The organism is Marinobacterium ramblicola (assembly GCF_019084545.1).
GTDB classification, from domain to species: domain Bacteria; phylum Pseudomonadota; class Gammaproteobacteria; order Pseudomonadales; family Balneatricaceae; genus Marinobacterium_D; species Marinobacterium_D ramblicola.
The window spans coordinates 1-11,871 of sequence record NZ_JAHREP010000013.1 but is presented as its reverse complement, the minus strand read 5'-3'; the positions used below and the strand labels follow the sequence as shown (position 1 = coordinate 11,871).

Annotated in this window: 13 protein-coding genes; 11 read left to right on the top strand and 2 right to left on the bottom strand. The window is 60.1% G+C overall.

Going from position 1 to position 11,871, the window contains the following annotated elements; all coding sequences use genetic code 11:
- Positions 1-30: 30 nt before the first annotated feature.
- Positions 31-732 (bottom strand): CoA transferase subunit A, encoded by a 702-nt coding sequence (locus KQ940_RS11340; RefSeq protein WP_217413741.1) that lies wholly within the window; start codon positions 730-732, stop codon positions 31-33.
- Positions 733-859: 127 nt separating this feature from the next.
- Here KQ940_RS11340 and KQ940_RS11335 point away from each other — a divergent pair, with 127 nt between their 5' ends.
- A complete protein-coding gene (locus tag KQ940_RS11335; RefSeq protein ID WP_217413740.1) occupies positions 860-1,744 on the top strand; it encodes a LysR family transcriptional regulator in 885 nt (294 codons plus the stop codon).
- 49 nt (positions 1,745-1,793) lie between these two features.
- Here KQ940_RS11335 and KQ940_RS11330 read toward each other — a convergent pair whose 3' ends face one another.
- Positions 1,794-2,558, bottom strand: a complete 765-nt coding sequence (locus KQ940_RS11330; protein WP_217413739.1) for an NAD(P)-binding domain-containing protein — start codon at positions 2,556-2,558, stop codon at positions 1,794-1,796.
- Between the two features lie 425 nt (positions 2,559-2,983).
- Here KQ940_RS11330 and KQ940_RS11325 point away from each other — a divergent pair, with 425 nt between their 5' ends.
- From KQ940_RS11325 to KQ940_RS11280, 10 genes are all read left to right on the top strand, one after another.
- Positions 2,984-3,802 (top strand): alpha/beta fold hydrolase, encoded by an 819-nt coding sequence (locus KQ940_RS11325; RefSeq protein WP_217413738.1) that lies wholly within the window; start codon positions 2,984-2,986, stop codon positions 3,800-3,802.
- 20 nt (positions 3,803-3,822) lie between these two features.
- The gene (locus tag KQ940_RS11320) at positions 3,823-4,107 is read left to right on the top strand and encodes a hypothetical protein (protein ID WP_217413737.1); all 285 of its coding nucleotides are present in this window, start codon (positions 3,823-3,825) and stop codon (positions 4,105-4,107) included.
- A gap of 6 nt (positions 4,108-4,113) precedes the next feature.
- Positions 4,114-4,953 carry a DODA-type extradiol aromatic ring-opening family dioxygenase gene (locus tag KQ940_RS11315; RefSeq protein ID WP_217413736.1) on the top strand — a complete coding sequence of 280 codons (840 nt, stop codon included), beginning with the start codon at positions 4,114-4,116 and terminating at the stop codon, positions 4,951-4,953.
- Positions 4,954-4,987: 34 nt separating this feature from the next.
- Positions 4,988-5,329, top strand: coding sequence for a non-heme iron oxygenase ferredoxin subunit (locus KQ940_RS11310; protein WP_217413735.1), 342 nt, complete (start codon positions 4,988-4,990; stop codon positions 5,327-5,329).
- Between the two features lie 12 nt (positions 5,330-5,341).
- A complete protein-coding gene (locus tag KQ940_RS11305) occupies positions 5,342-6,688 on the top strand; it encodes an aromatic ring-hydroxylating oxygenase subunit alpha (protein WP_217413734.1) in 1,347 nt (448 codons plus the stop codon).
- Complete coding sequence (locus KQ940_RS11300) at positions 6,688-7,239, top strand: 3-phenylpropionate/cinnamic acid dioxygenase subunit beta (protein WP_217413733.1); 552 nt, start codon at positions 6,688-6,690, stop codon at positions 7,237-7,239. The genes KQ940_RS11305 and KQ940_RS11300 overlap by 1 nt, the downstream gene beginning before the upstream one ends.
- A 6-nt stretch (positions 7,240-7,245) precedes the next feature.
- Positions 7,246-8,028, top strand: coding sequence for a 3-(cis-5,6-dihydroxycyclohexa-1,3-dien-1-yl)propanoate dehydrogenase (hcaB, locus tag KQ940_RS11295; RefSeq protein ID WP_217413732.1), 783 nt, complete (start codon positions 7,246-7,248; stop codon positions 8,026-8,028).
- Between the two features lie 54 nt (positions 8,029-8,082).
- On the top strand, positions 8,083-9,021 hold the full coding sequence (locus KQ940_RS11290; protein ID WP_217413731.1) for an NAD(P)H-dependent flavin oxidoreductase: 939 nt from the start codon (positions 8,083-8,085) through the stop codon (positions 9,019-9,021).
- The gene (locus KQ940_RS11285; protein ID WP_217413730.1) at positions 9,021-9,812 is read left to right on the top strand and encodes a 2-keto-4-pentenoate hydratase; all 792 of its coding nucleotides are present in this window, start codon (positions 9,021-9,023) and stop codon (positions 9,810-9,812) included. The genes KQ940_RS11290 and KQ940_RS11285 overlap by 1 nt, the downstream gene beginning before the upstream one ends.
- Before the next feature lie 96 nt (positions 9,813-9,908).
- Positions 9,909-11,753, top strand: coding sequence for a feruloyl-CoA synthase (locus tag KQ940_RS11280; RefSeq protein ID WP_217413729.1), 1,845 nt, complete (start codon positions 9,909-9,911; stop codon positions 11,751-11,753).
- Positions 11,754-11,871: the final 118 nt, after the last annotated feature.

The window sequence follows — 11,871 nt, the reverse complement described above, 5'->3', positions numbered from 1 at the left end:
TCCGGCGTTAGGGTTCAAAGGTCGTTGGGCTCAGGCGCTGCGAACGGTGCGCTGCTCGATACGCTTCTCGAACGTGCCCTGTATCAGGCGATCGACATAGATGCCGGGGGTGTGGATCTGGGTCGGATCCAGCTCGCCAGGTTCGACGATCTCCTCGACCTCGACCACGGTGATCTTGCCAGCGGTGGCGGCCATCGGGTTGAAGTTCTGTGCGGTGTGGCGGTAGACCACGTTGCCGTAGCGGTCGGCTTTCCAGCCCTTCACGATGGCGAAGTCGCCACGGATCGACTGTTCCAGGATGTGCGGACGACCGTTGAACTCGCGCACCTCTTTGCCTTCGGCAACCGGGGTGCCGTAGCCGGTGGCGGTGTAAAAGGCGGGGATACCGGCGCCGCCGGCGCGCATCTTCTCGGCCAGGGTGCCCTGCGGGGTCAGCTCGACTTCAATCTCGCCCTCAAGCAGTTGCCTCTCGAACAGAGCGTTCTCACCGACATAGGAGGAGATCATTTTGCGGATCTGCTTGTCCTCAAGCAGAATGCCGAGGCCGAAGCCGTCGATGCCACAGTTGTTGGAGACGATGGTCAGGTCGCGGACCCGCATCCGTTTGATCTGGGCGATCAGGTTCTCCGGGATGCCGCACAAGCCGAATCCTCCGGCGATAACGGTCATGCCGTTGTCCAGTCCTGCCATAGCTTCTTCGTAACTGCCTACGACCTTGTCGAATCCGGCCATACAACACTCCTGCTTTTAGTTAGCGTTATCAGCGAGGTGAAACTCTTTGTGACTGGCGGATGAGTTTGCCGTATCTCTTTATATTTATTAAATTTGTTTTTTGTTCGTATTGATTTGGAAAATAAATATGACGGTCAAGCAGCTTCGCGCCTTTCTGGCGGTGGCCCGTACCAAGAGTTTCGCCGAAGCGGGACAGCAGGTGTTTCTGTCGCAACCGGCGCTGAGCCTGGCAATCAAGAAGCTGGAGGAGTCACTCGGTGGCCCCTTGCTGACCCGGACCACGCGCACCGTGGCGCTGACCCCGGAGGGGCAAGCCCTGTACGAGATCGGACAGCGTTTGCTGGCGGATTGGGACAACGCGGAGGAGGAGCTGCAGCTGCGTTTTTCACTGCAACGCGGCAAGGTGGCGTTGGCGGCGATGCCGTCATTCGCGGGCAGCCTGCTGCCCAGCGCGCTGCTCGCCTACCGCGCCCAGTACCCCAATATTCGTGTTGAGGTACACGACGTGATCGCGGAGCGGGTGGTGGATATGGTGCGTGAAGGGCGGATCGAGATCGGTATCAGCTTTGATCCCGGCGCGAATGAGGATCTGCAGTTTCAGCCGCTGTTCAACGATGAATTTATCGCGGTACTGCCTGCCGACCATCCCGATGCTGGAGCGCCCGAGATCAGCTGGACGCAACTGCTCAGCTACGATTTCATTACACTCCAGCGTCCGTCGACGGTGCGTCAACTGATCGAGACACAACTGGCGCAACGGGGGATGTCGCTTCGTGTCGCCTTCGATGCGCACCAACTGGCTACGGTAGGCCGCATGGTCGCCACCGGTCTCGGGGTCGGTGCGGTTCCCGCCCTCTGCCGGCAGCAGATGGAGGAGCTGGGGGCTCACTGCTCGCGACTGGTGGAGCCCACCATCTCGCGCCAGGTCGGGATACTGACCCGGACGCGACATGGGCTGTCTGTTGCGGCTGAGGCGCTGCAAAGTGTGCTGCTGGAAACCTTTAAGCAGTGAGCCCATCAGGCGTTAGTTTATACACCGAAGCGTGGCGCTTCGCGGTTAGCTACTTCTCCAGCGCATCCTTGACCTGCTGACAAGCCTCCTGCCAGGGCTGAAATGCCTTCTGTTTCTCCAAAGTATTCAGCCCCAGTCGGGTAAAGGTGCCGTCGGTGGCGATGGAGTCGCAGATTGCTCTCAGCGATAGCGCCGGCTTGGCGGCCGCCAGATCGGCAGCGCCGAGCACCGAATGGGTGACCAGTTCACGAGCCTGGGCGTCGGTCAGCCCCTGCTTGGCGAACCATCCGCTCACTTCATCGAGAAACGCGTAGACCCAACCGTTCATGCAGGCGGCGGTTGCCGCGAGTTCGAACTGCTCCTCGCTGTCGAATGGGAGGAGTTTGCCCAGTCGCTCCAGCAGCTTATGCGCTTTCGGGTGATCCGGATAGAGGGGCACGGCACCCGAACCGACCTCGGCGCAGGCCAGCGGCATGGTGCGTACCACCTGTGCCGGCGCGACAGCATCTTGCAGCTTCTGCAGAGGTACGCCGGCGACACAGGAGATGATCAGCTGACCGGGCTTGAAGCTGAGCTCCTGCAGCAGCGCGTCGACCTGGGCGGGCCTTACCGCCAGCAGCAGGAGAGGACACTGATCGACTACCTGCTGGTTGTCCTTGGCAATCTCGCATGCCTGTTCCTGTTGCAAATGTAGTGCGCGCTCCCGGTTGCGCGGCGCCAGCAGTATCGGCCGGTTATCGCCGGCGTTGCGCAGGCCGGTGACAACGTAGGTGGCCAGATGGCCCGTACCCAGGATTCCGAGTTGCTCAGACATAGGCGTTGATCCCTGTTCGGTTGCTTAGGTGAGTCGTGCTCAGACGATTCTGCCAAGCCTGCTAACGAATTGCAGTATTCACTCAACCTCAATTGGGGGATTTCCGGCGAGTCGGAGTCCTGTCGTCTATCTATTTCTTAAAGCTACATATATGTATCTAGTTGTGTGGGTTCAGTTCTGCCAACTGAGGTGCAAGCATAAAGCAGCGAAAAAATTTCTTCTACCTCCATCATGCCATGTCGATTTATCATGTCGTTATATTTGTTAAGTTATTGAATATTAATATTAAAAAATAATATTTCTGTCTGTGTATTGTCCCTTGCGATGTTTTTTGGCGCTGGTTGTTTTTTGACATTCTCTGTTGACGTATATCAATTGTGTGATTATATTCGCAATACAGTTGTGTATGTTAATGGGGTTTTGCAATGCACGAAGCAGATCGTAAGTACGTACAGGCAGCCGGTCATAACACCGCTTACTTCGAATGCGGCCAGGGTGCCCCCCTGTTGCTGCTGCACGGTTCGGGTCCTGGCGTATCCGGCTGGACCAACTGGAGCGGGGTGATGGATCAACTGGCCGAACGCTTTCATGTCATCGTGCCGGATATCGCCGGGTTCGGGTTTACCGAGTTCAAGGAGGGCACCACCTACGACATCAAGTTCTGGGTCAACCATCTGGTCGAGTTCATGGATGCGTTGGGACTCGATCGCGCATCGCTGGTCGGTAACTCCTTCGGCGGTGCGGTCGGTATCGGCCTGGCGCTGTTCAACCCCGAGCGTCTCGATAAGCTGGTGCTGCTCGGTACCCCGGCCGGCACCTTTGTGCAGACCGCAGGTCTGGCCGGTGCCTGGCGCTATGAGCCCTCGGTCGAGAATATGCGTGCGCTGATGGAGCTGTTCCCCTACGACAAGAGCCTGATCACCGACGAGTTGGTGCAGTCGCGCTACGAGGCCAGTGCCCGCGCCGGTGCTCAGGATGCACTGCGCAAGCTGATCCCGAAACCGGCGGAAGAGGGCGAGACGCTGGTCAAGGCGTTCCCGGAGAAAGCGGTGCAGAACATTCGCGCGCAGACGCTGGTGCTGCACGGACGGGAAGATGGCGTGGTGCCGGTGCAGTGCGGCCGCATCCTGTCGGAGAACATCCCCAACAGCGATCTGTACGTGTTCGGCAAGTGCGGCCACTGGGTGCAGACCGAACAGAAGCAGAAGTTCCTGAACATCGTAACCGGCTTTCTTGCTGGGTGATTGAGAGACGGGTGATTTCAATGAAACGAGATGTGCTTGAAAGGGTGTTGTGGAATCTGTCGGTGGACCGGTTCTCGAAGGTGAAATTCAAGGAGAACCCGACGCAGTTCCTGAGCCGCTTTCCGCTGGGTGCCGAGGATGTCCGCATGATCCTGGAGTTTGACGTCAAGGGGCTGCAGGAGGCGGGCGTCAGTCCGCTGTTGACCATGGGGTACTGGATCGAGATGTCCCCCGAGCGTCAGATGTCCACCTATAACAGGAAGCTCGGTTCCGAATCCGGGTTCTCAGGCTCAATCAAGGGGTAAGTGAAGATGGCAGAGATAGTCGGCGGTTTTCTGGTGCCGCACGATCCGGTGATGTTCGTGGCGCGCGATGCGGCGCCCGCCGATCAGGCGGAAAGGGTATGGGGTGCGTTCGAGAACTGCGCCGAGCGTCTCGCCGCGAGTGGCGCGACCACGGCAGTGATCGTCGGCAACGACCACTACATGCTGTTCGGTACCACCTGCCTACCCAAGTACTGCATCGCCACCGGGCATGTCGAGGGGCCGCTGGATCAGTTGCCGGGGCTGAAGAGGGAGCAGATTGCCAACAACGAGGCGCTGGCCACGGCGATCGCCGAGCATGGCGCCGAGTTCGGTTTCGACTGGGCGGTGGCACGCTCCTTTACCACCGACCATGCCTTCTCCATCCCCTACCAACTGATCGTGCAGCGTGCCGCAGAACTGAGCGGGCGTGAGATCAAGGCGGTACCGGTCTATCTGGCCAGTGCGGTGGATCCCTTTATCACCACTCATCGTGCCCGTGAACTGGGCGAGCAGATCCGCGCTGCGGTGCTGGCGTTCGAGGGCGATGACAAGGTGGCCTTTATCGGCAGCGGCGGCATCAGTCACTGGGTCGGTACCAAGGAGTCCGGTCAGGTCAACGAGGAGTTCGATCGTTACATCATCGATCTGTGTTGCACGATGAATATCGATGCTCTGGTTGCGCTGGGCGACGACGAGATCCTGGCGCGGGGTGGCAACGGCGCGATGGAGATCCGTAACTTTATCTGCGCCATGGCGGCGTCCGGCGCGGCTCGCGGTGAACTGGTCGAGTACCAGCCGGTACCGGCCTGGGTCACAGGGCTGGGTCTGATTGAATTACGAGTCTAATTGAGCTGAAAACAGCGTGAAGTGTGAGGCGGTGATGGAAAAGGTATACCTGTGCAAAACCTCGGATCTGGCGGAAAACCAGGTCAAGAGAATCGACAACAGCGAGCACGGCGATATCGCGGTGTACAACCTGGGAGGCAACTACTACGCCACCGCCGATCTATGCACCCACGCCACCGCCTCTCTGGCCGAAGGTGACATCGAGGACGAGATGATCGTCTGTCCGGTGCACTGGGGGCAGTTCCATATTCCAACGGGTAGGGCGCAGGGGTTTCCCTGCGAGATCGATCTGCGCACCTATCCAGTCGCAATAGAGGGCGATGCGATCTACGCCCTCGTCGAAGTAGCCGCACCTGCATTGATCGCAAAAGGCTAAAGGTAACGACTGATGAGCAACATAATAAAAACGATCGATGTGACGGACAGCCTGGAGAACCTGAAGGAGGTCTGCGATATCGAGGATGGCCGTATCTCGGGGAGGATCTTCTATGACCAGAAGATCTACGAACAGGAGTTGGAGAAGATCTTCGCCCGCTGCTGGCTGTTCGTGGCGCACGAGTCACAGATCCCCAATACCGGCGACTACGTCACCACCACCATGGGCGAGGACGAGGTGATCGTCATTCGTCAGAAGGATGGCGGTATCAAGGTGTTCCTGAACGCCTGCCCGCACCGTGGCAACAAGGTCTGCTTCGCCGAGTCCGGCAGCACCCGTGGCTTTATCTGCAACTACCACGGCTGGTCGTTCAACGTCGCCGGTAATCTGGTCGGTCAGCACGAATCCGGCATCTATGAGGCCAGCGATTTCGACAAGGCCAAGTGGGGGTTGAAAGAGGTAGCCCAGGTCGAGTCCTGGAAGGGGCTGGTGTTCGCCACCTTCGACCCGGAAGCGCCGACATTGCAGGAGTACCTGGGGCCGATGACCTGGTACTTGGATGCGCTGTTCGACAACCAGGAGGGCGGCACCGAGTTTGTCGGCGGCTGTATCCGCTCCACCTATGACTGCAACTGGAAGATCGCGGCGGAGAACTTCGTCGGCGATATCCTGCATGCCGGCTGGACCCACGATTCCGCGGCCCGTGCCATGCTCGGCGGTTCGGTGGCCAAGGTCAGCGATTTCGAGGAGTCCTACTCGGTGAACTGGAACGGCCACGGCTACGAGTTTGCGCTGGATACCGTCGGCAACGTGGCGGTGCTGGGCGAGAGTGCGCTGAACAAGTATCTGCACACCATCAAACCGTCGGTGGCCGAACGCCTGGGCGAGTTCCGCGCCAACATGATCGGTGCCGTCTCCTCCTGCACCCTCTTCCCCAATTTCTCCTTCCTGGCCGGGCAGAACACCGTGCGGGTCTGGCAGCCACGCGGGCCGAACAAGATCGAGCTGTTCACCTGGGTGGTGGTCAACAAGAGCGCGCCGCAGGAGATCAAGGAGAAGTGGCGCAAGGGCGCGATGATGACCTTCTCGCCCACCGGCGTGTTCGAGATGGACGATGGCGAAAACTGGGAGTACTGCACCAAGACCGCCAAGGGGCGGGTGACTGCGGCGCAGGATCTCTACATCGGGCTGGGCATGAACAGTCGCGCGGAAGAGACCTCACTGCCGGGTAACGTGTTCAAGGGGCAACTGAACGAGGCCAACGCCCGTGCCTACTACCAGCAGTGGTTCGATCACCTGAGCACGAAGCGCTGGTCGGAACTGCCCAATCGCAACTTTGGCAAGCAGGAGGCCGAGTAATGAGCGCACAGATCGAAAAACAGAATGGGCAGCAGTACCCGGTCTCCTTCGAGCAGCACCACAAGATCAGCTGTTTTCTGGCCTACGAGTACCGTCTGCTGGACGAGGAGCGCTTTGACGACTGGCTGGCGCTGATGCATGAGGATATCCACTACTGGATGCCCGGCATCGAGAACCGTCGTCGCGAGAACCTGCTCGAGCACGGCTTCTACGCCGCCGACCACATGGCTTACTTCGATGACGGTCTGCGTGATCTGGGGCGTCGTGTCGCCCGCTTCAAGCAGCCCTCCGCCTGGGCCGAGAACCCGGCCACGCGCAATGTGCACCAAGTCTCCAATATAGAGGTGTACTATGGCGAAACGGATGGCGAGTACGTCGTGCACTCGGTGTTCCAGAGCGTGCGCAGTCGCGGCCTTGACGAGCAGTATGTGATCCATGGCCGTCGCAGGGATTTGCTGGTGCAGGAGGGGGGGAGTTTCAAGATCAAGCAACGCTTGATCCTGATCCCCAACGCGACCCTGACCTGCAAGAACATCAACACTTTCCTGTGAGTGGGTATGAAAACACTCGAGTCTAAAGTCGCTCTGGTGTCCGGCGGTGCCGAAGGGATCGGTCGTGCGGTGGTGGAGCGCTATATCCGCGAAGGCGCCAGGGTGGCGGTGCTCGATATCAACGAGCCTAAGCTGCAGGCGCTGAAGCGGGATTATCCGGATCAGCTGATCATCGTGCATGGCGATGTGACCTGCTACGAGGATAATGCCCGGGCGGTGGCCGATACGGTCGCCGCTTTCGGCAAGCTCGATATTTTCGTCGGCAACGCGGCGCTGTTCGATTACTTCGTACCGCTATGCAAGATCGCGCCGGAAAAGCTCGAGGCGAGCTTCGATAGGCTGTTTCACGTCAACCTGCTCGGTTATCTGAACGGGGTGCGGGCGGCGATGGAGGAGCTTAAGCGGAACCGGGGGGCGGTCGTTCTGACCGTCTCCAACTCCGGCTTCTATCCCGGCGGTGGCGGTATTCTCTATGTCACCTCCAAGCATGCGGTGGTCGGCATGATCAAACAGCTGGCTTACGAGATGGCGCCGGAGGTTCGGGTGAACGGCGTCTCACCGGGAGCGACCGATACCGAGATGAAATCGGTGGAGGGGCTGACCGACCGTGCGCAACCGCTCAATCATATCAACGGCTTCAGTGAAAACGCCGCCAATGCGGTACCGCTCAAACGCATTGCGGCGCCGGAAGATCATACTGCGTTCTATGTTGTGCTGGCTTCGAACGAGCAGTCGCCGATGACCACTGGCTGTGTGATCCACAGCGATGGTGGCTGGGTCGCCAGATAAATGGCTGCTCGATAAAAAGTCGCCCGATAAAAATTAGAAAGGAGCATAAGAATAGTGAACCTCTTCGAAACCACGCGTCTGCCGCTGCTGGTGGCACCGATGTTCCTGGTCTCTTCGCCTGATCTGGTGATCGCCAGTGCCCGCGCCGGAGTGGTCGGCAGCCTGCCTGCAGCCAACGCCCGCACCGTGGAAACGCTGGATCAGTGGATGGGCCAGGTCCATGCCGAGCTCAGTGATGACGGGCTGCCCTGGCTGTTCAACATGATCGTGCACTCCACCTACGACCGCTTCGATCGTGAGATCGAGTTGGTGCGCAAGTATCAGCCCTCCATCGTGTCCACGGCGCTGGGTTCGCCGGCGCGGGTGATGGATGTGGTCAAGGGCTACGGCGGCCAGGTGTTCGCCGACGTGATCACGCCGGGGATGGCGAAGAAGTCGATCGCCGCCGGTGTCGATGGCTTGATCCTGGTGACTCAGGGCGCAGGCGGCCATACCGGCCGCTACAACCCGCTGGCGTTTATCGCCGAGGTGCGTGAGTTCTGGGATGGCCCGCTCGGGATCGCCGGCTGTATCTCCCGTGGTGCCGATATTGCCGGCATGCTCGCGGCCGGTGCCGATTTCGTCGTCTCCGGCACCCGCTTCATCTCCGCCAGGGAGAGCTTCGCCAGTGAAGAGTACAAGGCGATGCTGGTCAGTTCCGGCCTGGACGATGTCATCGAGACCAAGGCGGTCAGCGGCGTCGCCGCCAACTGGATGAAAGCCAGCCTGGACAGGTGCGGCATCTCGCCGGAGGCGAGCGGCGAGGGCAAGACGATCGACTTCTCCGGCGATATCTCCACCGCCAACAAGGCGTGGAAGGATGTCTGGTCCGCAGGTCAAGGGGTCGGCACCATCAAACAGGTACAGGAGTGCCTGGCGATAGTGGATGAGATGCACGCTGAGTTCTGCACGGCACTGCAGCGGATCAACCAGCTGTCGGAGAGGTATCTGTAATGTCTCACGCCTCCTTTAGCGAACAGTTCGATGCTGTCGCGCAACGGATAATTAACGCAAGAGCCGACGCCTGTGCCATCGACCCCATCTCGGCGGCGTATCCACAGTTCGATATGGACGACGCCTACGCGATCCAGCAGCGGGTCAACGCCCGGCGTATCGCCGACGGTGGGCGCGTGGTCGGCTACAAGATCGGCCTCACCTCCAAGGCGGTGCAGGAGCAACTCGGCGTCGGCCAGCCCGACTACGGTGTGCTGTTCGCCGATATGGAGCTGAACCAGGGCGAAACGCTCGACTGCAGCCGCCTGATTGCGCCCAAGGCGGAGGGCGAGATCGGCTTCGTATTCAAAAACGATATCGACCGCGCCGATCTGACCTTCATGGAGCTGCAGGCGGAGATCGACCTCTTCTTCCCGGTGATCGAGATCGTCGACTCGGTGGTACGCGATTGGAAGATCGGCATCGTCGACACCATCGCCGATAACGCCTCCTCGGCGCGCTATCTGGTCGGCGCCAAGACCTTCAGTCCGCGCGGCGTTGATTTCGGTGCCCTGGAACTGAGCATCTCGGCCCCCCAGGGCGTGGTGAAGGGTAGAGGCGAGGCGTGCCTGGGTAATCCACTGTTGGCGACCCACTGGCTGGTGAAAAAGCTGAACGAGCTGGAAGTGCCGATCAAGCGGGGTCAGATCGTGCTGTCCGGGGCGATGGCGCCGATGGTGCCGATCACGCCGGGGTGCGAGATCGCGTTCGACTTCGCTGGACTCGAGCGCCTGGTGCTGACCGCGCGCTGATAGACCCACAGGCACCTCGAAAAACCGTGCAACGCAGCTCACGAGTCGCGCAGTAGGTTTGCCGAGGTGCCCAATATAAAAATAAGGGTATTTATTATGGGTGAAAATATCTTCGCTTCGCTGCCGGCTACCCGCACGACAGCGACCTATCAGCCGGATGGCTCCTTTGTACTCGAATCGCAAACCCCGTTACAGCCCTATGAGCGCTGTGTCGGCGACTGGCTGGAGAAGTGGGCCGAGGAGCGCGGCGATCAGATCTTTATCGGTGAGCGCGTAGGTGAAGGCTGGAGAGCCCTGGGTTACCGGGAGTTCCGCAATTCGGTTCATCGCATCGCCCAGGGGATGATCAATCTCGGGCTGCTGGACCCCGAATCCGACAAAAAAAGGCCGCTGGTGATCCTGTCCGGCAACTCCGTCGATCACGCGCTGATGATGGTGGCGGCGATGCATATCGGCATTCCGGTGACCTCGGTGTCGGTGGCCTACTCGCTGGTGGCGAAAACCCATGAGCGCCTGCGTTCCATCATCGAGCGGCTCAATCCCTGCGCCGTCTATGCCGACGATGCGCTGCAGTTTGCCGAGGCGTTCGCGGCTTGCGAGGGTGTGGATACGTTTATCGCCTCGCGCAACCATCTGGAGTGCGACGGTGTGCTGCCGATCCGGCAGTTGCTCGACACGCCGGCGGGTCCCGAGGTGGAACGGCTTTTTGCGGCACTGACGCCGGATACGCATGCCAAGTACATGCTCACCTCCGGCTCCACCGGAGTGCCGAAGATCGTCGTCAACACCCAGCGCATGATGTGCGCCAACCAGCAGATGATCGCGCAGTACTATCCTTTCATCGAGCGCGAAGCACCGCGGGTGCTGGACTGGCTGCCCTGGAGCCACACCTTCGGCAGCAATCACAACTTCAACCTGGTGCTGCGTAACGGCGGTACCCTGTATATCGACAACGGCAAGCCGGTGCCGGGGTTGATGGATCAAAGCATCCGCAACCTGAGGGAGATCAAGCCCAACCTCTATTTCAACGTGCCCAAGGGGTTCGAGGTGCTGCTGGGCTACCTGCGCGAGGACGAGGAGCTGAAGCGGGAGTTCTTCGGCAATCTGGACATGCTGTTCTACGCCGCCGCCGCGCTGCCTGCTCCCATATGGGACGAACTCAAGCAGATGTGCGCCGAGACCGGTAACGATGTGTTCTTCACCACCTCCTGGGGCGCGACCGAGACCGCGCCGGCCAACACCAACGTGCACTGGCGGCTGGAGAGGGCGGGCAATATCGGCGTGCCGTTTCCGGGTGTGCAGATCCGCTTCGTGCCCAACGGCTCCAAGCTGGAGATGCGCATCAAGGGGCCGAACGTTTTCAGCGAGTATCTGCACGATCCGGACACCACAGCAGCGGCATTCGACGAGCAGGGGTTCTATCGCATCGGCGATGCCGGGCGTCTGGTCGATGCCGAGGACCCCTCCAGGGGGATCCTGTTCAACGGCCGTGTTTCCGAGGACTTCAAACTCAACACCGGTACCTGGGTCTGCGTCGCCGGTATCCGCGCCAATGTGCACAAATACCTCGGCGATCTGGTCACCGATGCCGTGGTGACCGGGCATGACCGGGAGTATCTGGGGCTGATGCTGGTGCCGGGTCCCGGTATGCGCAAGCTGGCCGGCGATGCCAAGGGCGAACTGAGCGGCAGTGAGTTGATGGCGAGTGCCGCCGTGCGTAACGCGCTCGAAAACGAACTGGTGGTGATGGCAAGGCAGGCCCAGGGCTCAGCGCAACGCGTATGCAGGGCATTGATCCTGGAAACGCCGCCGTCGCTGGAGCTGGGCGAGGTGACCGACAAGGGCAACCTGAACCAGCGTCGGCTGCTGGAGACGCGCAGTGAGGACGTGAAGCGCCTGTACGCAGAAAAGGCACAAGACACAGTGATCAGCATTATTTAACGGGTGAGTACAGCATGGCCAAGAAACTGAAAGCGGTAATCATCGGCCCCGGTAACATCGGCACCGACCTGCTGATGAAGATGAAGCGCTCCGAGTGGATCGAGCCGGTGTGGATGGT

What these genes read in the sequence shown, in the direction of transcription:
- KQ940_RS11315 (WP_217413736.1), top strand. Translation starts at nt 4,114, where the DNA reads ATGGCAGAGATAGTCGGCGGTTTTCTGGTGCCGCACGATCCGGTGATG.
- KQ940_RS11280 (WP_217413729.1), top strand. Translation starts at nt 9,909, where the DNA reads ATGGGTGAAAATATCTTCGCTTCGCTGCCGGCTACCCGCACGACAGCG.
- KQ940_RS11330 (WP_217413739.1), bottom strand. Translation starts at nt 2,558, where the DNA reads ATGTCTGAGCAACTCGGAATCCTGGGTACGGGCCATCTGGCCACCTAC.
- KQ940_RS11320 (WP_217413737.1), top strand. Translation starts at nt 3,823, where the DNA reads ATGAAACGAGATGTGCTTGAAAGGGTGTTGTGGAATCTGTCGGTGGAC.
- KQ940_RS11285 (WP_217413730.1), top strand. Translation starts at nt 9,021, where the DNA reads ATGTCTCACGCCTCCTTTAGCGAACAGTTCGATGCTGTCGCGCAACGG.
- KQ940_RS11310 (WP_217413735.1), top strand. Translation starts at nt 4,988, where the DNA reads ATGGAAAAGGTATACCTGTGCAAAACCTCGGATCTGGCGGAAAACCAG.
- KQ940_RS11335 (WP_217413740.1), top strand. Translation starts at nt 860, where the DNA reads ATGACGGTCAAGCAGCTTCGCGCCTTTCTGGCGGTGGCCCGTACCAAG.
- KQ940_RS11300 (WP_217413733.1), top strand. Translation starts at nt 6,688, where the DNA reads ATGAGCGCACAGATCGAAAAACAGAATGGGCAGCAGTACCCGGTCTCC.
- KQ940_RS11305 (WP_217413734.1), top strand. Translation starts at nt 5,342, where the DNA reads ATGAGCAACATAATAAAAACGATCGATGTGACGGACAGCCTGGAGAAC.
- KQ940_RS11340 (WP_217413741.1), bottom strand. Translation starts at nt 732, where the DNA reads ATGGCCGGATTCGACAAGGTCGTAGGCAGTTACGAAGAAGCTATGGCA.
- hcaB (WP_217413732.1), top strand. Translation starts at nt 7,246, where the DNA reads ATGAAAACACTCGAGTCTAAAGTCGCTCTGGTGTCCGGCGGTGCCGAA.
- KQ940_RS11325 (WP_217413738.1), top strand. Translation starts at nt 2,984, where the DNA reads ATGCACGAAGCAGATCGTAAGTACGTACAGGCAGCCGGTCATAACACC.